We start from the raw sequence: 26,947 nt of genomic DNA on the forward strand, positions 1-26,947 counted from the left end.
CACATGCATCACAGATACGGCGACCAGGCAGGAAATTTGACCTGTCCATCAGTTGCCGGAAGACGCGCTTTGAAACGCCCATCAGTCGAGACCAGTTGTAACACAGCTCCCAGCCCTTGTGTCGAGCTATAGATAACCATGGTGCCGTTAGGTGCGATACTAGGCGTTTCATCCAGGAACGTGTCCGTTAATACTTGAACGGCTCCCGTTTCTAGATCCTGTTTGGCGATGTGTTGTGCTCCACCATTGGAACTAACCAATGCCAGGAACTTACCATCAGGGCTCACATCTGCGTTCTGGTTCTGAGAACCTTCCCACGTGATTCGCTGTGGCGCACCGCCATTAATATTCACTTTATACACTTGTGGACGACCGCCCTGATCCGAGGTATAAGCCAGATTTTGGCTATCCGGGAACCAGCTTGGTTCAGTGTTATTGCTACGGCCATCGGTTACCTGGCTGATTTGACCAGACCCTAAGTCCATAACATACAAATTCAGGCTACCGCTTTTAGATAACGCGAAGGCCAGTTTAGTCCCATCCGGTGAGAAAGAAGGCGCACCGTTATGACGAGGGAATGAAGCCACTTGTCTGATTGCACCATTAGCCAACGTCTGAATAACCAGTGCTGACTTACCACTCTCGAAAGTGACATAAGCAATTTTGCTACCATCTGGAGACCAGGCTGGTGACATCAAAGGTTCAGGAGAACGGTGAACAACAAATTGGTTGTAGCCGTCGTAATCAGAAACCCGCAATTCGTGTGGGAACTTGCCACCGTTGGTTTGCACAACATAGGCAATACGGGTACGGAAAGCACCTTTAATCCCAGTCAGCTTTTCAAATACTTCATCACTGGCAGTATGCGCTGAATAACGTAACCATTGTTTAGTTACTTTATACTGATTTTGCGCTAAAACGCTACCGGCTGCACCAGAAGTATCAACTAACTGGTAAGAAACCACATAGCTACCATCAGCACTCGGTTGAACCTGGCCAACAACAACAGCATCGATACCCAACGCAGTCCAGGCTGCTGGCGTTACTTCTGCCGCAGTTGAAGGCTGTTGTGGCATGCGAGCCGCATCAATTGGGTTAAATTTGCCACTGTTACGTAAATCTGCGCCAACAATAGCACCGATCTCTTCCGGTGGTGTACCCGGCCCCATCCATTTAAACGAAACAACACCAATTGGACGAGCAGAGTCTACCCCTTGGGTAATCTCAATTCGAACTTCTGCATGTAACACAGAAGCCCACAAAACTAAAAAGCCTAGCGCAACTCGAAATGCCTGCTTCATCTTATCTCCCTTATCCGAGCGGGATGCCCGCGATAATTAGCAGAATTTTAACAAACCAACGCAAACAAAACTACATAATCCACGGTTGATTAACAAAGTCATCCCCCTCTTAATCAAACCTTATTGAGGTTTAAATACAAGCGGAGCATTCTTAAACACTTCATAAACATCCGAACTTGGAGGCTTAGGAATCTTCGCTTGTTTTGCAGCAGCGATAGCAGCCTGGCACAGTGCCGGGTCACCCCCTTCTGCCTTAACATCAATTAATAGACCATCTGGTGCTAATTTAATTCGCAAATCACAGGTACGGCCTTTGTAAAGATCTGCATCATAAAATTTACTCTGGATCGCGGCAGTGATCTGGCCCAAATAGCCACTGACATCACCCGCTGATGCTCCACTCTTCTTGCCACCGCCTTTACCCGCAGCAGCGGCACCTGCACCGGAACCACTTTTCGGCGCATTTTTGGAGTTAGCTAAACCACCGAATAAATCATCAACATCAGTTGCTGCGGCTGCTGCTTCTGCAGCTGCTTTTTTCTTGGCATCAGCAGCAGCTTTCTTGGCCTCTGCGGCCGCTTTCTTCTCGGCATCAGCCGCAGCTTTCTTCTCAGCGGCGGCAGTTGCTGCTTTCTCGGCAGCATCAGCAGCTTTCTTCGCCTCAGCGTCAGCTTGTTTCTTTGCCTCAGCATCAGCAGCCTTCTTCGCTGCTGCTGCTACAGCCGCCTCTTTTTTGGCTTCAGCTTCTGCTTTTTTCTGCGCGTCAGCTTGTGCCTTCACGATTTTATCGGCTTCTGCTTTTGCTTGTGCGGCTGCGGCCTCTGCCTGTTTCTGCTCTTCTTTCGCTTTTGCAGCAGCGGCGGCGGCAACTTTCTGTTCCTCAGCGGCCTGTTTTTGCTGCTCAGCGGCTTGTTTCTTCTGTTCTTCAGCCGCCTGCTTGGCATCTTCTTGCGCTTGCAGACGCTCTTTTTCCAATTCTTTCAGTCGCTGCTGCTCAGCGGCCTGTTTTTGCTGCAATTCTTCTGCTTGCTGATCGGCTTTTTTCTGGCGCTGTTGTTCTGCACGTTTCGCGTCCGTCTGCTGTTGCTGCTGACGGTTATACTGCTCTGTCACTGCGCCCGGATCGACCATAACGGCGTCAATAACTTCGCCGCCAGCACCGCCGCCGCCCATTTCAGTCTTCTGCGTCAGAGAGCCCCAAATCAACAGGGCAATCAATATGATGTGCAGAACCACCGACACGATAACGGCGCGATTCAGCTTATCATTTTGCTCGGTTGCCTTACCCACGCTCGATTTCCACACTCGATGTCCGCGATCTATTGCTAAAAAACGGAACTGCTAAAAACAAGGTATCTACTGGCTGGAGTGACTCTCAATCCAACCAGTATCAACGCAAATTTATATCGGTTGAGTCATTAAGCCCACCGACGTTACACCCGCCTGATGTAGCATATTCAGCGCCTTGATAATTTCATCATAAGGCACCTCTTTAGCGCCACCGATCAGGAACACGGTTTTCGGATTCGATTTCAATCTGGCCTGAGCTTCGGCCACAACTTGTTCTGAAGGCAGTTGCTCCATCCGCTGGTGATCTATCACCAACGAGTATTGCCCCACTCCTGACACTTCAACAATCACCGGTGGATTGTCATCGCTTGAAACGGTTTTTGAATCTGTCGCGTCAGGCAAGTCCACCTCAACGCTTTGCGTGATAATCGGCGCGGTCGCCATAAAGATCAGCAATAGCACCAGCAAAACGTCCAGTAAGGGAACAATGTTAATTTCAGACTTAAGCTCGCGACGTTTACGACCACGTACTCGCGCCATACAACCCCCTACTTATTTGCTCTCGGCGCTGGCAAAAGCCTGACGATGCAGAATAGCGATGAACTCTTCCATGAAGTTGTCATAGTTTTGTTCAAGTTTATTCACGCGCTGATTCAGACGGTTATAGGCCATAACAGCAGGGATTGCGGCGAACAGGCCGATCGCGGTAGCAATCAGGGCCTCGGCAATACCTGGGGCGACCATTTGCAATGTTGCCTGCTTTACTGCACCCAGAGAAATAAAGGCATGCATAATCCCCCATACCGTACCAAACAGGCCGATATACGGGCTGATGGAACCAACAGTACCCAGGAACGGAATATGTGTTTCCAGTGCTTCTAATTCACGGTTCATTGAGATGCGCATCGCACGGGAGGCTCCGTCAATAACGGCCTCTGGTGCATGGCTGTTTGCACGATGTAAACGGGCAAACTCTTTAAATCCAGAATGGAAAATCTGCTCGGAGCCCCCGAGGGTCTCGCGGCGAGCCTGGCTTTCCTGATACAAGCGAGACAGCTCAATACCGGACCAAAACTTATCTTCAAAGGCTTCTGCATCGCGGGTGGCAGCATTCAGAATACGCGTTCGTTGAATGATGATCGCCCATGAAGCAATAGAAAAGCCCATTAATACCAGCATGATAAGCTTAACGAATAGGCTTGCCTGCAGGAATAAATCCAGAATGTTCATGTCAGCCACTACTTAAACTCCGCGACAATAGACTTAGGAAGCGCTCTTGGCTTCATTTGGTGTGGATCGATACATGCGATCAATACTTCTGCACTACTCAGAAGATTGCCATGTGTGTCGAGAATTCGTTGAGCAAACGTGAGAGAAGCCCCACGCATTGCGGTAATTTCACTCTGAACTTCCAACATATCATCAAGACGTGCTGGTGCCAGGTATTCTACCGTCATGCGGCGGACAGCGAAAGCGACATGCTCACTGAGCAATTGCTGCTGGTGAAAATTGCGTTGGCGCAACATTTCAGTGCGCGCCCTTTCATAAAAGGCAACGTAGCGTGCGTGGTATACCACGCCGCCAGCATCGGTGTCTTCAAAATAGACACGTACCGGCCATCGAAACAACGTATTACTCACTCTACTTCCCAGTAATGCAGTTAACGGACACACTATACTGAAGAGCGTTAAGCTTTGGAATCACTTGAGAGAATAGAACGAAAATAATTATGGGCCGAGTGGCCCATAAGGATAGATTGTGTTCAAATTAGGCGAAACATGTACAGATTAGACAAAAAAGTAGAATAATCCCGCGCCCAAGATCACAATTGCTGGAAGTGGTGAGAAAAAAGCACGCAACCACATCCGCTTAGGGCGAAAACCAACCCCATGAATCACACCAGTACAAACCGCCCACACAATAAACACCTCTTGCCAGACCTCAAGTGAACTGGTTGCCGCCGCAAAACGCGAAGGGTCCCAAAACACACAGAATGCCACAGCAAAGGCGAGCACCAGTGAAAGGGCCCTAAAAGGGCCCTTATCCATTAAATCGTATAACTTATCGGACAACATCATCATTGCCGTTGTTAGCGGCCTTCGCTGCTGCATTGGCTTCACTCTGCTCCAGCGCCAGAGCAGTAATGATACCAAAGGAGCAGGCCAGAAGTGTCCCTAGAATCCAGGCAAAATACCACATGCTTTATGCTCCTTAGTACAGTGAGTGCTTGTTGTTTTCGATAAAATCTTTATCAATGCGCCCGAACATCTTGTAGTAACACCAACTGGTGTACAGCAAGATGATAGGAACAAAGATTATCGCAACAATAGTCATCACTTTCAGCGTCAACAGGCTAGATGTTGCATCCCACATTGTCAGACTGACATTTGGCACAGTGCTTGATGGCATAACGAACGGGAACATAGTTACCCCGGCAGTCAGGATCACACAGGCAATAGTCAGTGATGAGAACAGGAAGGCCCAAGCCCCTTTTTCAAAACGCGACAGCAAAATGGTGAACAGTGGCAGAATAACCCCAAGAGCTGGCAGCGCCCACAGGCTTGGGTACTTGTTGAAGTTAATCAACCATGCACCAGCCTGATGTGCAACTTCTTTGCGCATCGGGTTAGATTCAGCCGCCGTATCCAAAGCTGAAGTAATAACAAAACCATCGATACCTTTAACTAACCAGATACCGGCCAGCAGGAAGGCCACACTCATCACCAGAGCCGAGATCTGAGCCGCAGTACGGGAACGCAGATGCAACTCACCACGGGTACGCATTTGCAGATAAGTAGCACCTTGCGTTACCAACATGGTTAAGCTGACAACCCCCGCCAGTAAACCAAACGGGTTCAGCAACTGGAAGAAGTTACCGGTGTAGAACAAGCGCATGTAGCTATCCATATGGAACGGTACGCCTTGCAGCAAGTTACCGAATGCCACACCGAAGACCACTGCTGGCACGAAGCTACCAGCAAAAATGCCCCAGTCCCACATATTGCGCCAACGGTTATTTTCCAACTTAGAACGGTAATCAAAACCGACCGGACGGAAGAATAACGCAGCCAATACCAGAATCATCGCAATATAGAAGCCGGAGAATGCGGCTGCATACACCATTGGCCAGGCAGCAAACAGCGCCCCACCCGCAGTGATCAACCAAACCTGATTACCATCCCAGTGAGGGGCAATCGAGTTAATCATAATACGACGTTCTGTATCATTCTTACCGATGATGCGCAGCAGGATACCGACACCCATATCGAAACCATCGGTTACTGCGAACCCAATCAGCAGCACACCGATCAGCAGCCACCAGATAAATCGTAATACTTCATAATCAAACATAAGTGGACTCCTGTTTACCGTGCTTCCTGCACTGGGGCAGTCGGCTGTTCAAAATGATAGCGGCCCGTTTTCAGGCTACTTGGCCCAAGGCGCGCGAATTTGAACATCAGGTACATTTCTGCAACCAGGAACAGCGTGTACAGACCACAGATCAACCCCATGGAGAACAGAATATCCCCAGCGGTGACTGATGAGTTTGCAATTGCTGTCGGCAGCACTTCACCGATAGCCCATGGCTGACGACCATATTCCGCCACAAACCAACCTGCTTCTACTGCAATCCACGGCAACGGAATACCGAACAGTGCGGCACGCAGTAACCATTTCTTCTCACCAATCCGACCACGAATCACATTATAGAAGGACAGACCAATGATCAGTAACATCAGCACGCCACAGGCAACCATGATGCGGAACGCGAAATACAGCGGCAGAACCCGTGGGATTGAGTCTTTGGCTGCTAACTTAATTTGTTCTTCAGTCGCATCGGTAACGTTTTGTGTATAACGTTTCAGTAACAGACCATAGCCCAGATCTTGTTTCGCCTTACTGAATGCTTCACGCACAGCAGGGTCAGTATTACCTGAACGTAATTTTTCTAGCAGACTGTAAGCTTGGATACCATTACGAATACGCACTTCATGTTGCGACATCAAATCACGCAAGCCAGTTACCGGTGTATCCAGTGAGCGCGTAGCGATAATGCCCAGTGCAAATGGGATCTGAACAGCAAACCGGTTCTCCATGGTTTCCTGATTCGGGATAGCAAACAGGGTGAAGGCTGCCGGAGGCGGTTGGGTTTCCCATTCAGCTTCAATTGCAGCCAGTTTGGTTTTCTGCACGTCACCCATTTCGTAACCAGATTCATCACCCAGCACGATAACGGACAATACGGCAGCCAAGCCAAAGCTCGCAGCAATTGCAAAGGAACGCTTGGCAAACGGAATATCACGGCCTTTCAACAGGTAGTAAGAGCTGATACCCAGCACAAACATCGCACCAGTAACATACCCTGCCGCTACAGTGTGAACGAATTTCACCTGTGCAACTGGGTTGAGAACCAGTTCAGAGAAGCTCAGCATTTCCATACGCATAGTTTCAAAGTTGAAATCAGATGCAATCGGGTTTTGCATCCAACCGTTGGCAACCAAGATCCACAACGCAGAGAAGTTAGAGCCTAATGCAACCAGCCAGGTTACAGCCAAATGCTGATGTTTACTCAGGCGATCCCATCCGAAGAAGAACAGACCGACGAAAGTAGATTCCAGGAAGAACGCCATCAGACCTTCGATTGCCAGAGGGGCACCGAAGATATCACCGACGTAATGTGAGAAATATGACCAGTTAGTCCCGAACTGGAACTCCATGGTCAAACCAGTAGCAACCCCCAGAGCAAAGTTAATAGCAAATAACTTGCCCCAGAATTTGGTCATATCTTTATAGATTTGTTTACCAGACAGCACATAAACCGATTCCATAATTGCCAACATAAACGCCATACCCAGCGTTAATGGGACAAATAAGAAATGGTACATTGCCGTTAAGGCAAACTGTAACCGTGACAGTTCGACAATATCAAACATCTTGACTCCTTGCTCCTCGCAGGAAGACTCCGACTTGCGGCAACTGAGCTTCCGCTAACTAAATTGGAAGCCCCGCAATTACCCGCAGTGAATGCCCAAAAAAACACAACAAAAATAACAATATCAACTACCCAGTATTACACCGTGGTAATAGTACGCTTCTAATCCCACACAATAAATAGGATTTTACGTGACCCAGCTTTGAGTTCTGGATACAGGTCAACAAACAGGTCATTTACCCATCTGGCCGTAGTTTGATCCAGAACAATTTAAGCTCATATGAACATTATTGCCATATTCAAAACTTGATTTAGAACAATTAATTCTTTTTCATGTTAATTAAAAGTTCGATTGTTTTTATATAATCCCGAACTGTTAATGAGATGTAATTTTATGGTTTATCTAATGCATTATTAGTTCATTATTATGCGATCCAGGTTAACGTTTAAATTTATTAGACTCAGGGTGAGTTAAATCACAATTCCGAGTTTTATATGAATATATTAGTCTAGGTTGAGGGAAGCGTTCGCAAGTGTTGCCATTTTGTTGCATGATGAAATGCTATTTCTTGATAAAATATTGAATCTCCTACAATGAAAAAAATAGCGCTCACCACATTACTCTGTGTCAGTACTGCATCCATCGCTGCGCAACAAGTCGATATCACTATTTTGGGTACCTCTGACTTACATGGCACTTTTGTGCCGTGGGACTATGCCAGCGACACTGAGAACCTGGCTGGTAGCCTGAGCCAGATAGCCACTAAAGTGCAAAAAATACGTGCTGAACAACCGAATCTGATTCTGGTTGATGCCGGTGATACCCTTCAGGGCAACTTTGTTGAAACCTTTAAAAATGAGCCAATCAGCCCGATGATTCTCGGCTTCAATGCTTTGAAATATGATGCCTGGGTGATGGGTAACCACGAGTTTGATTTTGGCCTGAAAGCCCTTTCCACTTCACTAAAACAATTTGATGGCACGGCACTGGCGGGGAACATCTTCTGGGATTCGGGTAAGCCTTACCTCCCCTCTTATAAAATCATCGAACGTCAGGGGGTGAAAATCGGCATTATTGGTATGGATACCCCAATGACTGCGGAGTTCGCACAGGGTACTGACCGTATCAATGGCATCCATTTCACCGATCCAGTGCAAGAAGTAAAAAAGGTTATTCAGCAGATAGAACCACAGGTAGACGCCATCGTGTTGGTCGCCCATATGGGCGTCGATAATGAGAATCAGCGCCCCGGCACCGGGGTTGGCGATATCGCCAAGGCCAATCCAGAGCTGGCAGCCATTGTCGCAGGCCATATGCATGTGAAGATTGATAAAGCAGTGGTTAACGGTGTCATTATCACTGAACCGGATAAATATGGCCGCGCGCTCTCCCGCATTGACCTGAAATTTGAGCAGCGTGAGGGTAAATATCATCTGGTGGATAAAAACAGCTATACCTATCCGATCAAGGGGGTCGAGTCTGATAAAAAGCTGGAAGCGATTTACCAACCTTATCATGATATTTTGCGCGCCAATGCTAATCGGGTAATTGCGACCTTGAGCGGCAGTAATCTGGTACCGGCCGATGAGATTAAAGGTATTCCTCAGGTCCATATTCAGGATACCGGTATCAGCGCGTTGTATCAGGAGGCGGCGCATTATTATGCTCCTCAGGCGCAGGTTATTGCCTTACAAATTGATAATGACCATCCGAAACTGGATGTCGGTGATATCACCGCTAAAGACATTGCTTTTAACTATCAATATGCCGGCGGTGAAATCACCGTTTATGCCCTGACCGGCAAAGCGTTAAAACAATATATGGAATGGTCGGCTGATTACTTTAATCAGGTTAAAGCGGGCGATGTCACCTACAGTTTTAATCCGCAACGCCGCGCCTCAAAATATTCGACCAATGACTTCTTCGATGGTGTGACCTACACCATTGATTTGCGTAAACCAACAGGTTCGCGCATTACCAACCTACGCCTCAATGACGGTACACCTGTTACAGATAGCACCCCTATTCATCTGGGAATGAACAGTTACCGGATGGGGCATTTGACGCAAAAAGGTGGCGCGTTGGAAGGACAGAAATTCCAGATACTGTCTGACAGTAAAGCGCAATACGGTGAGGAAGACGGCACAATACGTAATCTGACCATTCGCTATTTGACTGATATTAAAGCTGGAAAATATGAGGGTAAAGCTCAGCAGCGCTGGCATTTAATCGGGTTAGAAGGCTTTGACAAAGAGCAGGAGATCGTCAAGCAGTTGATTAATAGCGGTAAAATTTCAGTGCCAGCAACAGCAGATGGCCGCTACACCAATATTGCATCAATTAACGTCAAAGATAAGTTGTTTAAGGATAGAGCCAGTTACGATGCCGCATTGGCTACGTTGCAGCAACAAGCTGCCAGTGCCAGCACTGAACAGGCTAAGCAGCAAGTACAAACTGATATAACACTAATCACCGCCCTGAATACGTTCTGATTAGGCAAAAAAAGGCCACCGCAAGGTGGCCTCTATCTTGAGTTAGTTATCAAACTAACATCGCACCTAATGACTTACTGCGGTAATACCGCTTTAACGGCATTGCCGATTTCAGCCAGACTGCGGACAGTTTTCACACCGGCAGCTTCCAGCGCAGCGAACTTGTCATCCGCAGTACCTTTACCACCCGCAATGATGGCGCCTGCGTGGCCCATACGCTTGCCTTTTGGTGCTGTTACACCGGCGATGTAACCCACAACAGGTTTGGTCACGTGATCTTTAATATAAGCAGCCGCTTCTTCTTCAGCGTTACCACCGATCTCACCGATCATCACAATAACTTCAGTCTGCGGGTCTTCCTGGAACAACTTCAGGATATCAATAAAGTTAGAACCTGGGATCGGGTCACCACCGATGCCAACACAAGTTGACTGACCGAAACCGATATCCGTGGTTTGTTTTACCGCTTCGTAGGTCAAAGTCCCTGAACGGGAAACAATACCCACTTTGCCCGGTAAATGAATGTGGCCTGGCATGATGCCAATCTTACATTCACCTGGGGTGATAACACCTGGGCAGTTCGGGCCGATCATCCGTGCATCAGACTGTTCTAATCTGACTTTTACTACCAGCATATCCAGTGTTGGGATACCTTCAGTAATACAGATGATCAGTTTGATACCCGCATCGATAGCTTCAAGAATGGAGTCTTTACAGAACGGCGCTGGCACGTAGATAACCGATGCCGTAGCACCGGTGGCCTCTACGGCTTCACGCACAGTATTGAATACTGGCAGGCCCAGATGCTCAGTGCCGCCTTTACCTGGCGTAACACCGCCAACCATTTTAGTACCATAGGCAATAGCTTGTTCGGAGTGGAAAGTCCCCTGGCTACCGGTAAAGCCCTGGCAAATAACTTTGGTGTTTTTATCAATTAAAATAGACATTATTTAGCCCCCACTGCCGCTACAACTTGCTGAGCCGCATCTGTCAGGCTGGTCGCAGCAATGATATTCAAACCGCTGTCTGCCAATTTTTTGGCACCCAGTTCAGCGTTATTTCCTTCCAGACGAACCACGACTGGCACATTGACGCCCACTTCTTCAACCGCACCAATGATGCCGTCAGCGATCAGGTCACAACGCACAATGCCGCCGAAAATGTTAACCAGAACCGCTTTCACTTTGTCATCAGACAGAATGATTTTAAACGCTTCAGTCACACGCTCTTTGGTTGCGCCACCGCCAACATCAAGGAAGTTAGCCGGCTCACCACCGTGAAGTTTCACAATGTCCATGGTTCCCATTGCCAAACCGGCACCGTTTACCATGCAACCAATGTTGCCATCCAACGCCACGTAGTTCAGTTCCCACTGCGCCGCATCGGCTTCACGTTTATCTTCCTGCGACTTGTCACGCATTTCACGCAATTCTGGTTGACGGAACAAGGCGTTACCATCAGCACCCAGCTTGCCGTCCAGACAGATCAGATCGCCCTGTTTGGTAATCACTAGCGGGTTGATCTCAACCATCGCCAGGTCACGTTCCAGGAACAGCGTTGCCAAACCCATAAAGATCTTCGTGAACTGAGTAACTTGCTTACCGGTCAGCCCCAGTTTAAAGGCTAATTCGCGGCCTTGATAAGGCTGCGGCCCCGTCAACGGATCCAATGCGATTTTGTGGATCAGTTCAGGTGTTTCTTCGGCAACTTTCTCAATTTCAACACCGCCTTCAGTGGATGCCATAAACACCACACGACGGGAGCTACGGTCAATAACTGCGCCCAGATACAGCTCTTTATCGATATCAGTCGCTGCTTCAACCAGAATTTGGTGAACCGGCTGACCGTGAGCATCTGTCTGGTAAGTCACCAGGTTTTTACCCAACCACTGTTCAGCGAAAGCACGAATATCTTCTTTGCTGTTAACCAGTTTCACGCCGCCCGCTTTACCGCGACCACCAGCATGCACCTGACATTTAACCACCCACGGGCCAGCACCGATTTTAGATGCGGCTTCTTCTGCTTCACGCGGTGTAGTACAAGCGTAGCCAGTTGGCGCTGGCATGCCATACCGAGCAAACAGTTGTTTTGCCTGATATTCGTGTAAATTCATGATGTTCTATCCATATAAGGTCTGAGATGGGCCGAAGCCTACTAGGTAGCCTGATTGCGCGGAGGCAGGTTAATCAACACCTTGCAACCAGACTGACCTTGTCATTTATCTTTTTTATACGTCGAGCAATAAGCGAGCTGGATCTTCCAGCATCTCTTTCACCGTCACCAGGTAGCCGACAGACTCGCGGCCATCAATCAAACGGTGATCGTAGGACAGTGCCAAATACATCATTGGCAGAATCACTACCTGACCATTTACCGCCATTGGCCTGTCTTTGATAGCATGCATACCAAGGATCGCGCTTTGTGGTGGGTTAATGATCGGAGTCGACATCAGGGAGCCGAATACGCCGCCATTAGTAATCGTGAAATTACCGCCAGTCAGTTCTTCAACCTTCAGTTTGCCGTCACGGCCTTTTACAGCCAGTTCTTTGATTTTCTTCTCGATATCAGCCATACCCAGGGTATCGACATCACGCAACACTGGGGTTACCAGACCGCGTGGAGTAGACACCGCAATACTGACATCAAAGTAGTTGTGGTAAACCACATCTTCGCCATCAATAGAAGCATTCACTTCAGGATAGCGTTTCAGAGCTTCAACTACCGCTTTGATATAGAAGGACATAAAGCCCAGACGAACACCGTGACGCTTCTCGAAAGCTTCACCGTACTGCTTACGCAGGTCCATGATCGGCTTCATATTGATTTCGTTAAACGTGGTCAGCATCGCTGTACTGTTTTTCGCTTCCAACAGACGCTCAGCAACACGTTTACGCAGACGGGTCATAGGTACGCGTTTTTCGCTGCGGCTAGCCAGTGCCGCAGGTGCGGCGGCAGCGACTTTGGTTTCAGCCACTGCTGGTGCCGATTTACGGTTTGCCAAATGACTATCGACATCTTCACGGGTAATACGGCCACCCACGCCGCTGCCTTTAATGGCAGTAGCATCAAGGTCATGTTCCGCAATCAGACGACGAATTGCCGGGCTGAGAGTCTCGTTACTCTCTTCTTCCAGGCTAGCAGTCTGACGCTGTGCCGGAGTGGACTCGGTACTTTGACTTTTTTCTTCCGTCGGCTTGCCTGAGCTGTCACTTGGACGAATACGGCCCAGAACCTGACGTGAGGTCACAGTCGCGCCTTCGTCTTCCAAAATGGCGTCTAAAATACCGTCCTGACTGGCCGGAACTTCCAGAATCACTTTGTCCGTTTCAATCTCAACCAGCACTTCATCGCGTTTAACGCTGTCGCCCGGTTTCTTGTGCCAAGTTGCTACAGAGCCATCAGCCACAGACTCAGGGAGGTCAGGAACATTAATATCTACGCTACTCATTCTCTATCCTTTATATGTTAACCGGCTCGCTACTCGACGGTCAGCGCGTCATTAACCAGAGCTTGTTGTTGTTTCTGGTGTACGGAAATGTATCCAACTGCCGGTGAAGCTGATGCCGGGCGACCTGCATAACGCAAGGAAGCACCGAATGGAATCACTTCGCGGAAATTGTGCTGGCTGCAATACCAGGCCCCTTGGTTCAGCGGCTCTTCCTGGCACCAGACGAAATCATGCACATGAGCGAATTGTTCCAACACCGCTTGTACAGCATGATGCGGGAACGGATAAAGCTGCTCGATACGCACGATAGCAACATCGGTTTGCCCATTCTTACGGCGTTGTTCCAGCAAATCGTAATACACTTTGCCTGAACACATGACGACACGTTTGACGCCTTTCGCATCCATCTCGTCAACTTCGCCAATCGCTGGCAAGAAGCTGCCATTTGCCAATTCATCAAGCGATGATATGGCCAACGGATGACGCAACAATGACTTAGGTGACATTACCACCAGCGGACGGCGCATACCGCGTAATGCCTGGCGGCGGATCATGTGATAAACCTGCGCCGGCGTAGAAGGGATACACACCTGCATATTTTGTTCGGCACAAAGTTGCAGATAACGCTCCAATCGTGCAGAGGAGTGCTCTGGACCCTGCCCTTCATAACCATGTGGCAGCAGCATCACCAGGCCACACATCCGGCCCCATTTCTGCTCACCGGAGCTGATGAACTGGTCGATAACCACTTGCGCACCGTTGGCAAAGTCACCAAACTGCGCTTCCCAGATAGTCAGGGTGCGTGGTTCAGCGGTGGCATAGCCATATTCAAATGCCAACACCGCTTCTTCTGACAGCACGGAGTCCCAGACCTGGAAGTCACCCTGCCCGCTGTGTACATTCGCCAGCGGCACATAAACCGAGCCATTTTTCTGGTTATGAATGACCGCATGACGATGGAAGAAGGTACCGCGCCCCGCGTCTTCACCGGACAAACGAATAGGGATCCCTTCATCTACCAGCGTTGCATAAGCCAGTGTTTCAGCCCCACCCCAGTCAAACGGCTTCTCGCCACTTGCCATCAAGGCACGATCACCATAAATCTTGGCAACACGGGATTGCATTTCAATGGCTTCCGGCGCATGGCTGATGCGACGCGCCAGATCTTGCAGGCGTTTCATCTCAACTTTGCTTGGATATTCTTCGTCCCACTCATGGTTCAGATACGGCGACCAGGTGAAGGATTGCAGATTCATCGGACGCCACTCTTCCACCACACAGTCACCACCATCCAGCGCATCACGATACAGGTTGACCATTTCCGTGGCATCTTCCAGGCTGGCGATATTTTGCTCGGTCAGCTTGTCAGCATAAATCTTGCGCGGCGTCGGGTGCTTTTTAATCTTCTGATACATCACGGGTTGCGTTGCACTTGGCTCATCGGCTTCGTTATGCCCATGGCGGCGGTAGCAAACCAGATCGATCATCACGTCACGTTTAAAGGTGTTACGGAAATCCAACGCCAGACGGGTAACAAACGCCACAGCTTCAGGATCATCAGCATTCACGTGGAAAATCGGTGCCTGTACCATTTTGGCGATATCGGTACAATATTGGGTAGAACGGGCATCCAGTGGGTTCGAGGTGGTGAAACCAATCTGGTTGTTGATAACAATGCGCACTGTCCCGCCCACTTCATAGCCACGCGCCTGTGACATATTCAGTGTTTCTTGTACTACGCCCTGCCCGGCAATCGCCGCATCACCATGAATGGTAATTGGCAGAACCATATTGCTGCGGGCTTCATCCAGACGGTCACGGCGTGCACGTACCGAACCGATAACCACTGGGCTGACAATTTCCAGATGGGATGGGTTAAAGGCCAATGCCAGATGAACCAGACCACCTTCAGTTTCCACATCGGAGGAGAAACCTTGGTGATATTTAACGTCACCGGTCCCCAAATGCTCTTTATGCTTACCGGCAAATTCGTCAAACAAATCTTCCGGTTTCTTACCCAAGACGTTGATCAATACGTTGAGGCGGCCACGGTGAGCCATACCCAGAACCACTTCGCGGGTGCCATTTTTACCCGCATGGCGAATCATCTCTTTCAACATGGTGACCAGCGAATCGCCGCCCTCCAGCGAGAAACGCTTCGCGCCTGGGAATTTAGCCCCTAAATAACGCTCCAGACCTTCAGCGGCAGTCAATTCGCTCAAGAAGCGACGCTTCTCTTCATCGCTGAATGTCGGTTTCCCAACTACCGACTCAATGCGCTGCTGAATCCAGCGTTTCTCTTCGGTGTTGGTAATGTGCATGTATTCAGCGCCAATAGAGCCACAATAAGTCTGCTTCAGTGCTGTATACAAGTCAGACAACTTCATGGTTTCTTTGCCAATAGCAAAAGAGCCCACATTGAAGGTGTTCTGGAAATCGGCTTCGGTCAGATGGTGGTAGGAAGGCTCGAGGTCTGGAACAGACTCCTGCTTCCACAAACCGAGTGGATCAAGGTTGGCATGTTGATGACCACGGAAGCGGAAGGCGTTGATTAACTGCAACACCTTAACTTGCTTGGCATCATTTTCAGGATCGCTGATGGATGAGTTATAACGAGAGGAATCCTTCGCCAGGCGACGGAAATACTCACGTGTTTGAGAGTGGAACTGATCAGGTTTTACACCCGTTGTTGGTAGCTGTTGAAAAATTGAACGCCAACTATCATCAACGGAACCAGGATCGGTTAAAAAGTCTTCATAGAGCTGCTCTATGTAGGACTGGTTCGCGCCCGCCAGATAGGAGGAATCCAGCCAGGCCTTCATTGCGCCGTTCTGCATCATGATCCCTTAAGCTTTGAAGCTTCAGTTTTCGCCGTGGTTAACATATACACCGTAATATAAACGGTTTGCCGTAAAAACGGTTCACTCGACGTGCTCAATGCACGTTCTGTTATGGACCTTAACGGTCCCGTTCAAGGAACCTCTAAAAACTGACTGCGTGCCGGCTTTTAGAGATTCCCTACCTTGAAGCAACCCGGGAAATACATTCCCCGGGCTAATAAACTCACATCATGCTCTACGTTGCAACTATCATTCACGACAGCGTAGCTATCAATCACTACGCTGCCGCTATACATGCGCTACGCGGTAACTATCATGCGCTACGCTGTAACAACATAGACTTAATGTGACCAATTGCTTTGGTCGGGTTAAGGCCTTTAGGACAAACACTGACACAATTCATGATGCTATGGCAGCGGAAAACACTAAAAGCGTCGTCCAGATCATCCAAACGTGCTGCTGTTTCAGTATCACGGCTGTCTATCAGGAAACGATAGGCAGCCAGTAACCCTGCCGGGCCGACAAACTTATCTGGATTCCACCAGAATGACGGACAAGATGTCGAGCAACAGGCGCACAGGATACATTCATACAAACCATCCAGTTTTTCGCGCTGTTCCGGTGATTGCAAATGCTCACGTGCCGGCGGATTTTTGCCATCATTCAACAGGTAAGGTTTGATTTTCTCGTATTGAGTATAAAACTGCCCCATATCGACCACTAAATCCCGCACCACCGGTAACCCCGGCAATGGGCGAATCACAATCTTTTTATTACCCTTTTGCAACGCCGAGACTGGCGTAATACAAGCCAGACCGTTTTTGCCATTCATATTCAAACCGTCTGAGCCACACACACCTTCACGGCATGAACGGCGAAACGACAGGGTGGGATCTTTTTCTTTCAACTGGATAAGCGCATCCAGCAACATCATATCCCGGCCTTCTTCCGCTTCCAGCTCAAAATCTTGCATGTGCGGCGCGTTATCGACGTCCGGGTTATAACGATAAATTGAGAACTCAAGTTTCATGACCTTTTCCTCCGCAACGGGTTAGGTTTAACCCTCTCAACACAACACATGCATTAATAAGAACGCACTTTCGGCGGGAATGCCGCGCGTAGCTTAGGCTGCATGTTTACCTCACGGCGGGTCATGCTTTCAGTGCCTGGCAAATAGAGCGAATGGCACAACCAGTTAGCATCATCACGGTCTGGGAAGTCGAAACGGCTATGAGCACCACGACTTTCGGTACGGAAGTTTGCTGATACGGCAGTGGAAAACGCAGTTTCCATCAGATTATCCAATTCCAGGCATTCAATACGCTGGGTATTGAACTCACTAGAAGTGTCATCCAGACGGGCATTTTGCAGACGTTCACGGATAGTTTTTAGCTCTTCCAACCCTTTTGCCATTGCATCACCTTCACGGAATACCGAGAAGTTATGCTGCATGCAAGATTGCAGTGCTTTGCGGATCTCGACTGGATCTTCGCCTGAACGGGTATTGTTCCAACGGTTCATTCGCGCCAGTGAGGCTTCAATATCTGATTCACTGGCATCGCGGCTAGCCCCCTGCTCCAGTAACGACTCTTGCAGATGCATACCGGCGGCACGACCAAACACCACCAGGTCCAGCAATGAGTTGCCACCCAGACGGTTGGCACCGTGGACGGAAACACAGGCAATTTCACCTACCGCAAACAAGCCAGGGATAACAACATCTTCACCCTTTTCATTTACAGTAATTGCCTGACCGGTCACTTTGGTCGGAATACCGCCCATCATGTAATGGCAGGTTGGGATAACAGGAATAGGCTCTTTGATTGGGTCAACATGAGCAAAGGTGCGAGATAACTCAAGGATACCCGGCAGGCGGGATTCCAGCACATCTTTACCCAAGTGATCTAATTTCAGTTTGGCATGCGGGCCCCAAGGACCATCACAGCCACGACCTTCACGGATTTCAATCATAATGGAACGTGCCACTACGTCACGACCCGCCAAATCTTTGGCGTTCGGGGCATAACGTTCCATAAAACGTTCACCGTGTTTATTCAGCAGATAACCGCCTTCACCACGGCAACCTTCAGTAACCAACACCCCCGCCCCGGCAATGCCTGTCGGGTGGAACTGCCACATTTCCATATCTTGCACCGGCACACCGGCACGCAGTGCCATGCCCACGCCGTCACCAGTATTAATGTGCGCATTGGTGGTTGATTGATAGATACGCCCGGCACCACCGGTGGCCAACACCGTTGCCCGCGCTTTGAAATAGACCACTTCACCGGTTTCAATACAGATAGCCGTACAGCCAACAAAGGCGCCATCCTGATTTTTCACCAGATCCAGGGCATACCACTCAGAGAAGATAGTGGTGTGGTTTTTCAGGTTTTGCTGATAAAGGGTGTGTAATAGCGCATGGCCGGTACGGTCAGCGGCTGCCGCAGTACGCGCCGCCTGCTCACCGCCAAAGTTGCGCGATTGCCCACCGAATGGCCGCTGATAAATGCTGCCATCTTCTAAACGGGAGAAAGGTAACCCCATATGTTCCAGTTCAAGTACCGCTTCTGGACCGGTTTTACACATATATTCAATGGCATCCTGGTCACCGATATAATCGGAGCCTTTTACCGTGTCATACATATGCCATTCCCAGTTATCTTCATGGGTATTACCCAGCGCCACGGTAATACCGCCCTGCGCAGATACCGTATGAGAACGGGTAGGGAAAACTTTAGATATCAGGGCACAAGACAGCCCCATTTGTGAAATTTGCAGTGCGGCGCGCATACCTGCACCACCTGCACCGACAACAACAGCGTCAAACTCTCTGACCGGCAGTTTCATTTAAGCACCCCACACCACAATTGTTCCATACAGTAGATAGACCAGCAGCGTAACCACGACGGCCAGTTGTAACACCAGTCGTACCGCTAGCGGCTTTATATAGTCCGTTAATACCTGCCACAGACCAATCCAGGCGTGAGCCAGAATCGACAGCAAGGTCAGCAGGGTAAATACTTTTGTGATGTGCGAGGCGAAAAAGCCGCGCCAGACTTCGTAGGTGATGTCTGGGACAATAGCAACGAAGCCCAGAATATAAAGAATATAAAGAGTGATGACGATTGCAGAAGCACGCAGTAACAGCCAGTCGTGTACTCCATTACGCCCTAACGCAGAAGCATTGCTTACCATACAAGGACTCCAGCTAAAACTGACAGCACCAAGGTTAACACCATTGCTACTTGGGCGGAGCGGGTCCCCGCAGCCAAGCTCTCTTCGATATAGCCGAAATCCATAAGCAAGTGACGGATGCCACCGCAAACGTGATAGGCCAGTGCAGTGAGTATTCCCCAGAAGATGAATTTAACAAAAAAGCTATTCATGATGACTGCTGCTTGCATGAATCCCTCTTGCGAGGAAACAGACAAACCTAACAGCCAGAGGAGGATACCAACGGCAACGAAAGTAATTACGCCAGAGACTCGGTGTAAAATGGACGCTATCGCAGTAACAGGAAATCGAATCGTTTGCAGATCCAAGTTGACAGGTCTTTGTTTTTTCACGGTTTTGCCCACACAGCTCTTATTATTTTCCTTCCTCCGGGCCTTGTTGGGATCAGACAGCGTTAAGAGCCGAAACCCTTCACATCGCACATTTAAACATAACATCCTGCATGCTTAGATGACGTGTTCTGTATAACGCTGGGTGCTCCTACTACAGGGTAATCCGGAGACCTGGCGGCAGTATAGGTGGTTCACATTCTTATTACAATTCCCACACAAACTGATTGGTAACATTTCCCCTGAACAGTGATTAGGATCACGATTTACACAATTTATATAAAATTAATTATCTGATTTGACAAAGAATAAACATTTCCATTACAACTAAGGTAGAAATAAGCCCTATGATGCACTAAAGGTCTGCGGATACACTTCCCCATAAGCCTAAGTTATGCAACAGTGTATTAAGTGAATATCCCCATAGATATCGTAGGCAATGAACCATAAACGATAAGTATCCGACAAATCGTTAACAACTTTGTAACGTCGCTATCGATCCAACCTCTCGGATCGCTGGCCGCATTGGTAAAACACTCTGTACCCTAAATCATGTTTTAATCGTGAATAAAACGTTTAATCGTGAATCAAACAGAGCAGTGCCGATGAGATAATGCCCTGCGGGCATCTAAGACATTCCAGTTGTTAGAGGTTTTTAAAATAAGCGCGAAGGAGACTGTAAATGGCTGATAAAAAAGCGACGCTGAATCTGACAGGCGAAGCTGCGATTGAACTGAAGGTTCTATCCCCAACCCTCGGCACTGACGTGATCGACGTCAGCACTTTAGGTTCTAAAGGGTATTTTACCTATGACCCTGGGTTTACCTCTACCGCGTCCTGTGAATCAAAAATCACGTTTATCGATGGTGATAAAGGGATCCTACTGCACCGTGGATACCCCATTGATCAATTGGCAAAAAACTCTACTTATCTGGAAGTTTGCTACATTCTGTTGTACGGCGAAACACCCACAGCAGAAGAGTATGAAACCTTCAAAGCGACAGTAACCCGCCACACCATGATCCACGAGCAAATCACCAGCCTGTTCCGTGGGTTCCGTCGCGACTCACATCCGATGGCAGTATTATGCGGGGTGACAGGTGCGCTGGCCGCTTTCTACCATGATGCTCTGGATGTTAATAACGAGCGCCATCGTGAAATTACCGCCTTCCGTCTGCTGTCTAAAATGCCAACAGTGGCTGCCATGTGTTACAAATATTCCATCGGCCAGCCGTTTGTTTATCCACGTAACGACCTGTCCTATGCCGGTAACTTCCTGCGCATGATGTTCTCCACACCCTGCGAGGAATATGAAGTCAACCCGGTACTGGAACGTGCGATGGATCGTATATTTATCCTGCATGCCGACCACGAACAGAACGCCTCTACCTCTACGGTGCGCACCGCCGGTTCTTCGGGCGCTAACCCGTTTGCCTGTATCGCTGCGGGGATAGCATCCCTGTGGGGGCCAGCTCACGGCGGCGCGAACGAAGCCTGTCTGAAAATGCTGGAAGAGATTAAATCCGTCGAGCACATTCCAGAATTTATCAAACGTGCGAAAGATAAAAACGACTCGTTCCGCCTGATGGGCTTCGGTCACCGTGTGTATAAGAATTACGATCCACGCGCGACGGTGATGAAAGAAACCTGTGACGAGGTATTGAAAGAACTCAAACTGGAAAATGACAGCCTATTTGCTGTCGCGAAAGAGCTGGAACGTATCGCTCTGGAAGACCCTTACTTCGTTGAGAAAAAACTGTATCCAAACGTGGACTTCTATTCAGGTATCATCCTGAAAGCCATGGGGATCCCGTCTTCAATGTTTACTGTGATGTTCGCGATAGCCCGTACCATTGGCTGGATTGCTCACTGGAATGAAATGCACGATGAGGGCCTCAAAATTGCCCGTCCGCGTCAGCTTTATACCGGTTATGCCGAACGTGATTTCAATAGTCAACTGAAGAAATAAGCAGAGTAGTCAGGCTGTTTATGATGAGAGCGCCACCTGTGAAGGTGGCGTTTTTTATAGATAAATCAGTGAATTGCGCCACCTGATATATGCAGATCGTGTTCAATTTGCATGGCAATAGAGATAGCCAGTTCTAAGGCTATCAACACTGAATGTGTCGACATACTGGGTGCTCCAGGGTGAGCTACCGCCTGTTCCGGCAGATAAGGGATATGAATGAATCCCCCCTTTACCTCATTATTGAACTGATTTAAGCGATGTAATAACCCGTACATCACATGGTTACAGACATAGGTCCCAGCCGTCTGGGAGACCGAAGCCGGAATGCCCGCCTCACGGATACCTTGCACCATCGCCTTGATCGGTAAACGGGTAAAGTACGCCGCCGGGCCATCCTCAACTATCGGTTGGTCTACCGGCTGATTCCCCAAATTGTCAGGAATACGAGCATCATCAACGTTAATGGCTACCCGTTCGATAGTAATATCGGCACGCCCCCCGGCCTGACCGACAGCCAGCACCAATACTGGCTGAATCTCATCTATCGCGGCATTCAGTGCAGTTAATGCTTCACCAAAGGCGCAAGGCAACTGGCGAGCCACCACTCTGACCCCACCCAGCATTAAATCATTCAGTTGTTTGACCACTTCCCAAGAAGGATTTACTCGCTCCCCACCAAATGGCTCAAACCCGGTAATTAATACACTTCTCATCACCACTCCTAGAGGAACATCAGGAAATACAGCAAGAATACGTTAACAATCAACAGAGTCACCCCGGTTGGAATTTGGGCTTTAATCACCGCATTCTTATCCGGCAACTCCAATAACGCAGCAGGAACGATATTAAAGTTGGCTGCCATCGGGGTCATTAAGGTACCGCAGTAACCCGAGAACATACCAATAGCCGCCATCACTGCGGGATTACCGCCGTGTTGCAACACTAAAATTGGAATACCAATACCGGCAGTGACGATGGGGAAGGCAGCAAAGGCATTACCCATGATCATGGTTAACAGTGCCATGCCAATAGCATAGACCGCCACAGCGACAAAGCGATGATCTACCGCCAGATATTCTTGTGTCAGATGGGCAATCGCGGTTCCAACCCCGGCGGTGGTAAACAGCAAGCCAAGGGTGGCCAATATTTGTGGCAAGATAAATGCCCAACCGATGGAGTCCAGCAGACGCCGTGCTTCCTGCACCGGTTGTGCCGCAGTTTCGTGGGTCATGCCGACCGCAATAATCAAACCGAGAACACAACCAACAGTCATGGAGAATAAGGTGACCAAGGTAGAGTGGTTACCGGTGCCAAACAGCCATTGATCCAGCGCGGGGATATTGTTAAACAGCAGCACACCAATAACCGTCACCACCGGGATCGTCAATGCCGGGATGAACAGCCGGTTACCCAAACGCTTGGCACTCACTTCGCGCTGCTCTGGGGTGCGTTGATGATAACTACCCAGTTTTACCCCACCAAAACCGGCAATCAGCGCCATAATCACGACGACCACACCGACAGTAATATTCAGAATGCGTTTCTCATCCGGCCCCTCGCCCGCCAAAGTATTGGCCAGACGATAGGTCCAATCGCCCACCAGGAAAATCAGCCCGTATAACCCCCAAAATAAACCGGTGGTGATACGGCGCGGGTTGGCCTTATCACGAAATGACATTAGCGCGACAATCAGCAGCACCACGCCAGCCAACCAATAAAGATATTGTTGTTGGAAAATCATTTTGCGTCTCCCTTGGTAGCCAAAGCAGACTGATTCAGCGCGGTTAACTCAGCGGCGAGGTGTTTATCCAAACGTTGCAAACGGTAAGCATGGATCAGGAAAGCACAAATCGCGGTCGGGATACCCCACAACGCAATGTGTAACGGCTCAGTCTGAATGCCACCGGATTCCAGCATAAAGTTGTGCATAAAAATAATCGCACCGAAAGCGACAAAGATATCTTCACCGAAAAACAACCCGACGTTATCGGTCGCGGCCGACATTGCACGCAGGCGATAACGCACTTTTTCCGGTAACTCACCATAACGGGTCTGAGCCGCGCCTTCTGCCATCGGCGCCAGTAATGGCCGTACCATTTGCGCATGACCACCCAAGCTAGTTAAACCCAGCGCGGCTGTCGCTTCACGCACAAACAGATACACAATCAACAAACGGCCAGAGGTGGCACTTTTAATTTGTGAAATCCACGCCTGCGCTCGCTCTTTCAAGCCGTGGCGCTCCAGCAAACCGATAACAGCCAGTGGCAGTAACAGAATCAGGGGCAGGTTGCGGGTATTGAGAAAACCTTCACCCAGCTTTTCCAAAATAGTGCCTATTGGCATTAACGCCGCCAGACCCGTGATGATGCCGGCGGTAATCACCACCAGTACTGCGTTTATGCGCAGTAAAAATCCGATTACGATCGCCGCAATACCAATTAGCGGCCAAAGGTTTACCGTTTGTTCCAAGGTGACTCTCCTGTCCTAAAGTGTTTTTATAAAGTGTGATACGTAGCTAATTGATGAAGCCATTCCACCCGGGCCAGGCGGTTATGATTTTTACTGCCCAACGACCATCTTACTGCGCGGTTACTGTAATATTTTGCTGTTGAAAACAGTGGCGTAAACGGCGGGCAAAATCCAAGGCATGGGCACCATCACCGTGGACACATACTGTATCCGCTTGTACCGCTACCCAACTGCTATCACGAGCCTGAACCTGCTGACGCTGCACCATTGCCAGGGTTTGTGACAACGCCAACTCGTCACTTTCAATTAAGGCATCTGGCTGGCTGCGCGGCACTAGAGTGCCATCACCTTGATAGCGACGATCAGCAAATACCTCTTGCCGGGTCACCAAACCTGCGCGCTCACCGGCACGGATCAATTCGCTTCCCGCTAATCCAACCAGCCGTAACGACGAGTCCACCGCTTTCACTGCTTTTGCTATTGCATCCGCCAGCAAAGGATCAACCGCCGCCTGGTTATACAACATGCCATGAGGTTTCACATGTTGCATCACGCCGCCCTCCGCCTTCACGATGGCTGCCAAAGCACCTAATTGATAAACCACTTGGGCATACACCGTCTCAGGGGGCAACTGCATCGCGGTTCGACCAAAATTCTCGCGATCAGGGAAGCTCGGATGCGCACCGATAGCAACACCATATTCCATAGCCCAGAGCACCGACTGGCGCATGGTCTGCGCATCACCGGCATGAAAACCACAGGCTATATTGGCTGAACTGACTAATTGCAGCAGCGCGTGATCATTAGCGCAGCCTTCACCTAAATCGGCGTTTAAATCAATCTTCATTTGGCCTCCGTCGCATCGAATCCTTGCTGTAAACCCCATTCGATTTGTTTTAAGAAATGCTGTTGCTCCACTTTGGCACGCAGCGCCTCCTCAACCGTGCATGGCACAAAATGCACTGGTTCACCGAGCCTAAGTTGAGCTAAATGGTAAAGATCTGCTTCGATAACGCAGGCAATGCGCGGATAACCGCCGGTTGTCTGTGCGTCAGCCATCAGCACAATCGGCTGGCCGTTGTGCGGTACTTGCACCACACCGGGCAATAGCCCATGGGATAGCATCTCGCGGTCCGTGGTGCGGGCTAATTCGCGCCCGGTCAGGCGATATCCCATACGATTGCTCTGTGGGCTGAGTTGCCAGGCTTCACGCCAAAAAGCACCCTGTGCGATATCGTCGAACTCATGATATTCCGGGCCAGGAACTGCCCGAACACGGTTACCAAATAGCAATTGCTTGATGCCGACAGACTCACGAGGCAAACGTGTGATCTGGCCTAATGGCAGGATGTCACCATCTTTGATCAGCCGCCCCTGATAACCGCCAAACCCGGCTTTTAGGTCGGTACTGCGTGAACCCAACATCTCCGGTACTGCGATCCCTCCAGAGATAGCCAAATAGCTGCGCATTCCCCGATATGGCACACTGAGTTTTAGCTGCTGCCCTGGTTTGACTGGATAACGCCAGCCAGTCCACAGCAATTGGTTATCAAGCCGGGCATCGCAACCGGCTCCTGTCACCGCTATCCAGCCCGGTTGAGTAAATTGTGCCGTAAACTGACCGAGGGTAATTTCCAGCCCGGCAGCATCAGGCTCATTACCTACCAGCATATTCGCCATGCTCAGCGCCGGTAAATCGAGTGCTCCACCTTGGCTGATTCCCAAACGGCGAAAACCGCCACGGCCATTATCTTGTACTGTGGTGTAAATGCCTGAACGGATAATATTCAGCATACGCCCTCCTTTAAGGGTAGGAAGCGCACGTTATCGCCGGGCCGTAACAAGGTTGGCGGCATCTCCAGCGGGTTAAACAGTGCCAACGATGTGCGGCCAATAAGTTGCCAGCCACCGGGCGTTGCCAGTGGATAGATTCCGGTTTGGCTGCCGCCGATGCCGACAGAACCGGGCGCGACCACTAAGCGTGGCTCAGCACGCCGTGGCGTAGCGAGTTTTTCCGGCATGCCGCCCAAATATGAGAAGCCCGGTTGGAAACCCAGAAAATAGACGATATAGCTCGCACCAGCGTGGCACTCCACCACCTGACGCTCTGTCATGCCGGTGTGACGAGCCACTTCAGCCAGATCTGGGCCAGCCTCACCGCCATAAATCACCGGAATGGTGATATCACGTGATTCAGGTACTAATGACTCGCTCTCCTCCCACCAGCGTTGGAGGCGTTCAATGGCGTCCAGCGCCGTGTTTTGTGGATCTGACAGTAATAAGGTCAGATTATTCATACCCGGAATCGCTTCAAGGACATCAGGATGATGAATCAGACGATCAGCCAAGCCCCAGATCCGTTGCTGGCTTGCTAATGTTACCGGCGGTTCCAACTCCAGAACCACCGCACTCTCTCCCAATAAATAGCATCGTGCTCTTTGCACTCCCGTCTCCCTAAGACATGTATAGTTTTTATTTTTCATTAGATAAATAGCTTTTATAAGGACATATTTATGCGTTAGCACCTAACTGCTGTCAATAGAACTAAATTAACCAATAGATGTCAGCAATCACTACATTGGGTATAAATACTGAAATTAACGCCTAAAAAAAGCATTTTTTAGCGTTTTTTAATAAG

At 49.4% G+C, this 26,947-nt stretch carries 25 protein-coding genes; 2 read left to right on the top strand and 23 right to left on the bottom strand.

Annotated elements, in window-relative coordinates:
• Window positions 1-8: 8 nt before the first annotated feature.
• The 9 genes from tolB to cydA all read right to left on the bottom strand — a co-directional run bounded on the left by tolB (window position 9) and on the right by cydA (window position 7,525).
• Entirely contained in the window at window positions 9-1,301 is a 1,293-nt protein-coding gene (gene tolB, locus EL015_RS14405; RefSeq protein ID WP_032907062.1) for a Tol-Pal system beta propeller repeat protein TolB, read from the bottom strand.
• A gap of 120 nt (window positions 1,302-1,421) precedes the next feature.
• A complete protein-coding gene (tolA, locus tag EL015_RS14410) occupies window positions 1,422-2,591 on the bottom strand; it encodes a cell envelope integrity protein TolA (RefSeq protein ID WP_005188974.1) in 1,170 nt (389 codons plus the stop codon).
• A 111-nt stretch (window positions 2,592-2,702) separates the two neighbouring features.
• Window positions 2,703-3,131 (bottom strand): colicin uptake protein TolR, encoded by a 429-nt coding sequence (gene tolR, locus EL015_RS14415; protein ID WP_004393306.1) that lies wholly within the window; start codon window positions 3,129-3,131, stop codon window positions 2,703-2,705.
• A gap of 12 nt (window positions 3,132-3,143) precedes the next feature.
• A complete protein-coding gene (tolQ, locus tag EL015_RS14420; RefSeq protein WP_005188971.1) occupies window positions 3,144-3,830 on the bottom strand; it encodes a Tol-Pal system protein TolQ in 687 nt (228 codons plus the stop codon).
• Complete coding sequence (ybgC, locus tag EL015_RS14425) at window positions 3,830-4,231, bottom strand: tol-pal system-associated acyl-CoA thioesterase (RefSeq protein ID WP_032907060.1); 402 nt, start codon at window positions 4,229-4,231, stop codon at window positions 3,830-3,832. The genes tolQ and ybgC overlap by 1 nt, the downstream gene beginning before the upstream one ends.
• 147 nt (window positions 4,232-4,378) lie before the next feature.
• Complete coding sequence (gene ybgE, locus EL015_RS14430) at window positions 4,379-4,666, bottom strand: cyd operon protein YbgE (protein WP_170930806.1); 288 nt, start codon at window positions 4,664-4,666, stop codon at window positions 4,379-4,381.
• Window positions 4,653-4,790 (bottom strand): cytochrome bd-I oxidase subunit CydX, encoded by a 138-nt coding sequence (gene cydX, locus EL015_RS14435; RefSeq protein ID WP_004712290.1) that lies wholly within the window; start codon window positions 4,788-4,790, stop codon window positions 4,653-4,655. Before cydX ends, ybgE begins: the two co-directional genes overlap by 14 nt.
• Window positions 4,791-4,802: 12 nt before the next feature.
• Window positions 4,803-5,942, bottom strand: a complete 1,140-nt coding sequence (gene cydB, locus EL015_RS14440) for a cytochrome d ubiquinol oxidase subunit II (RefSeq protein ID WP_005188967.1) — start codon at window positions 5,940-5,942, stop codon at window positions 4,803-4,805.
• A gap of 14 nt (window positions 5,943-5,956) precedes the next feature.
• The gene (gene cydA, locus EL015_RS14445; RefSeq protein ID WP_005188961.1) at window positions 5,957-7,525 is read right to left on the bottom strand and encodes a cytochrome ubiquinol oxidase subunit I; all 1,569 of its coding nucleotides are present in this window, start codon (window positions 7,523-7,525) and stop codon (window positions 5,957-5,959) included.
• A 593-nt stretch (window positions 7,526-8,118) separates the two neighbouring features.
• On the opposite strand from cydA, the gene EL015_RS14450 reads away from it, so the two are divergent.
• Entirely contained in the window at window positions 8,119-10,017 is a 1,899-nt protein-coding gene (locus EL015_RS14450) for a bifunctional metallophosphatase/5'-nucleotidase (RefSeq protein WP_005188958.1), read from the top strand.
• A gap of 74 nt (window positions 10,018-10,091) precedes the next feature.
• On the opposite strand, the gene sucD is transcribed toward EL015_RS14450, so the two are convergent.
• From sucD to sdhC, 8 genes are all read right to left on the bottom strand, one after another.
• Window positions 10,092-10,964, bottom strand: coding sequence for a succinate--CoA ligase subunit alpha (sucD, locus tag EL015_RS14455; protein WP_032907056.1), 873 nt, complete (start codon window positions 10,962-10,964; stop codon window positions 10,092-10,094).
• Entirely contained in the window at window positions 10,964-12,130 is a 1,167-nt protein-coding gene (gene sucC / locus EL015_RS14460) for an ADP-forming succinate--CoA ligase subunit beta (RefSeq protein WP_005188956.1), read from the bottom strand. The genes sucD and sucC overlap by 1 nt, the downstream gene beginning before the upstream one ends.
• Window positions 12,131-12,244: 114 nt before the next feature.
• A complete protein-coding gene (odhB, locus tag EL015_RS14465; protein WP_005188954.1) occupies window positions 12,245-13,465 on the bottom strand; it encodes a 2-oxoglutarate dehydrogenase complex dihydrolipoyllysine-residue succinyltransferase in 1,221 nt (406 codons plus the stop codon).
• A 29-nt stretch (window positions 13,466-13,494) separates the two neighbouring features.
• Window positions 13,495-16,302: a 2-oxoglutarate dehydrogenase E1 component gene (gene sucA, locus EL015_RS14470; protein ID WP_032907054.1), complete on the bottom strand. Its 2,808-nt coding sequence runs from the start codon at window positions 16,300-16,302 to the stop codon at window positions 13,495-13,497.
• Window positions 16,303-16,618: 316 nt separating this feature from the next.
• Window positions 16,619-17,335, bottom strand: coding sequence for a succinate dehydrogenase iron-sulfur subunit (locus EL015_RS14475; protein WP_005188950.1), 717 nt, complete (start codon window positions 17,333-17,335; stop codon window positions 16,619-16,621).
• Window positions 17,336-17,388: 53 nt separating this feature from the next.
• The gene (sdhA, locus tag EL015_RS14480) at window positions 17,389-19,155 is read right to left on the bottom strand and encodes a succinate dehydrogenase flavoprotein subunit (RefSeq protein WP_005188948.1); all 1,767 of its coding nucleotides are present in this window, start codon (window positions 19,153-19,155) and stop codon (window positions 17,389-17,391) included.
• On the bottom strand, window positions 19,156-19,503 hold the full coding sequence (gene sdhD / locus EL015_RS14485) for a succinate dehydrogenase membrane anchor subunit (RefSeq protein ID WP_005188945.1): 348 nt from the start codon (window positions 19,501-19,503) through the stop codon (window positions 19,156-19,158).
• Window positions 19,497-19,886, bottom strand: coding sequence for a succinate dehydrogenase cytochrome b556 subunit (sdhC, locus tag EL015_RS14490; RefSeq protein WP_032907076.1), 390 nt, complete (start codon window positions 19,884-19,886; stop codon window positions 19,497-19,499). The genes sdhD and sdhC overlap by 7 nt, the downstream gene beginning before the upstream one ends.
• 667 nt (window positions 19,887-20,553) lie before the next feature.
• Between sdhC and EL015_RS14495 the strand changes: the two genes are divergently transcribed.
• Window positions 20,554-21,840 (top strand): citrate synthase, encoded by a 1,287-nt coding sequence (locus EL015_RS14495; protein WP_005188942.1) that lies wholly within the window; start codon window positions 20,554-20,556, stop codon window positions 21,838-21,840.
• 65 nt (window positions 21,841-21,905) lie between these two features.
• Here the strand turns inward: EL015_RS14495 and pcp are convergent, their stop codons facing one another.
• The 6 genes from pcp to pxpB form a co-directional block, all read right to left on the bottom strand.
• Complete coding sequence (gene pcp, locus EL015_RS14500) at window positions 21,906-22,553, bottom strand: pyroglutamyl-peptidase I (protein ID WP_032907052.1); 648 nt, start codon at window positions 22,551-22,553, stop codon at window positions 21,906-21,908.
• 8 nt (window positions 22,554-22,561) lie between these two features.
• Window positions 22,562-23,581, bottom strand: coding sequence for a DUF979 domain-containing protein (locus tag EL015_RS14505; protein WP_032907050.1), 1,020 nt, complete (start codon window positions 23,579-23,581; stop codon window positions 22,562-22,564).
• Window positions 23,578-24,309, bottom strand: a complete 732-nt coding sequence (locus EL015_RS14510; RefSeq protein WP_005188931.1) for a DUF969 domain-containing protein — start codon at window positions 24,307-24,309, stop codon at window positions 23,578-23,580. Before EL015_RS14510 ends, EL015_RS14505 begins: the two co-directional genes overlap by 4 nt.
• Before the next feature lie 109 nt (window positions 24,310-24,418).
• Complete coding sequence (gene pxpA / locus EL015_RS14515; protein ID WP_032907048.1) at window positions 24,419-25,156, bottom strand: 5-oxoprolinase subunit PxpA; 738 nt, start codon at window positions 25,154-25,156, stop codon at window positions 24,419-24,421.
• Window positions 25,153-26,103 (bottom strand): 5-oxoprolinase subunit PxpC, encoded by a 951-nt coding sequence (gene pxpC, locus EL015_RS14520; RefSeq protein ID WP_032907046.1) that lies wholly within the window; start codon window positions 26,101-26,103, stop codon window positions 25,153-25,155. Before pxpC ends, pxpA begins: the two co-directional genes overlap by 4 nt.
• Window positions 26,097-26,753 (bottom strand): 5-oxoprolinase subunit PxpB, encoded by a 657-nt coding sequence (gene pxpB / locus EL015_RS14525; RefSeq protein ID WP_050086195.1) that lies wholly within the window; start codon window positions 26,751-26,753, stop codon window positions 26,097-26,099. The genes pxpC and pxpB overlap by 7 nt, the downstream gene beginning before the upstream one ends.
• Window positions 26,754-26,947: the final 194 nt, after the last annotated feature.

This window comes from Yersinia intermedia (assembly GCF_900635455.1).
GTDB classification, from domain to species: domain Bacteria; phylum Pseudomonadota; class Gammaproteobacteria; order Enterobacterales; family Enterobacteriaceae; genus Yersinia; species Yersinia intermedia.

Coding starts and splice junctions, on each gene's coding strand:
- tolB (WP_032907062.1), bottom strand. CDS start 1,301: ATGAAGCAGGCATTTCGAGTTGCGCTAGGCTTTTTAGTTTTGTGGGCT.
- tolR (WP_004393306.1), bottom strand. CDS start 3,131: ATGGCGCGAGTACGTGGTCGTAAACGTCGCGAGCTTAAGTCTGAAATT.
- ybgE (WP_170930806.1), bottom strand. CDS start 4,666: ATGTTGTCCGATAAGTTATACGATTTAATGGATAAGGGCCCTTTTAGG.
- cydX (WP_004712290.1), bottom strand. CDS start 4,790: ATGTGGTATTTTGCCTGGATTCTAGGGACACTTCTGGCCTGCTCCTTT.
- cydB (WP_005188967.1), bottom strand. CDS start 5,942: ATGTTTGATTATGAAGTATTACGATTTATCTGGTGGCTGCTGATCGGT.
- cydA (WP_005188961.1), bottom strand. CDS start 7,525: ATGTTTGATATTGTCGAACTGTCACGGTTACAGTTTGCCTTAACGGCA.
- EL015_RS14450 (WP_005188958.1), top strand. CDS start 8,119: ATGAAAAAAATAGCGCTCACCACATTACTCTGTGTCAGTACTGCATCC.
- sucD (WP_032907056.1), bottom strand. CDS start 10,964: ATGTCTATTTTAATTGATAAAAACACCAAAGTTATTTGCCAGGGCTTT.
- sucC (WP_005188956.1), bottom strand. CDS start 12,130: ATGAATTTACACGAATATCAGGCAAAACAACTGTTTGCTCGGTATGGC.
- odhB (WP_005188954.1), bottom strand. CDS start 13,465: ATGAGTAGCGTAGATATTAATGTTCCTGACCTCCCTGAGTCTGTGGCT.
- sucA (WP_032907054.1), bottom strand. CDS start 16,302: ATGCAGAACGGCGCAATGAAGGCCTGGCTGGATTCCTCCTATCTGGCG.
- EL015_RS14475 (WP_005188950.1), bottom strand. CDS start 17,335: ATGAAACTTGAGTTCTCAATTTATCGTTATAACCCGGACGTCGATAAC.
- sdhA (WP_005188948.1), bottom strand. CDS start 19,155: ATGAAACTGCCGGTCAGAGAGTTTGACGCTGTTGTTGTCGGTGCAGGT.
- sdhD (WP_005188945.1), bottom strand. CDS start 19,503: ATGGTAAGCAATGCTTCTGCGTTAGGGCGTAATGGAGTACACGACTGG.
- EL015_RS14495 (WP_005188942.1), top strand. CDS start 20,554: ATGGCTGATAAAAAAGCGACGCTGAATCTGACAGGCGAAGCTGCGATT.
- pcp (WP_032907052.1), bottom strand. CDS start 22,553: ATGAGAAGTGTATTAATTACCGGGTTTGAGCCATTTGGTGGGGAGCGA.
- EL015_RS14505 (WP_032907050.1), bottom strand. CDS start 23,581: ATGATTTTCCAACAACAATATCTTTATTGGTTGGCTGGCGTGGTGCTG.
- pxpA (WP_032907048.1), bottom strand. CDS start 25,156: ATGAAGATTGATTTAAACGCCGATTTAGGTGAAGGCTGCGCTAATGAT.
- pxpC (WP_032907046.1), bottom strand. CDS start 26,103: ATGCTGAATATTATCCGTTCAGGCATTTACACCACAGTACAAGATAAT.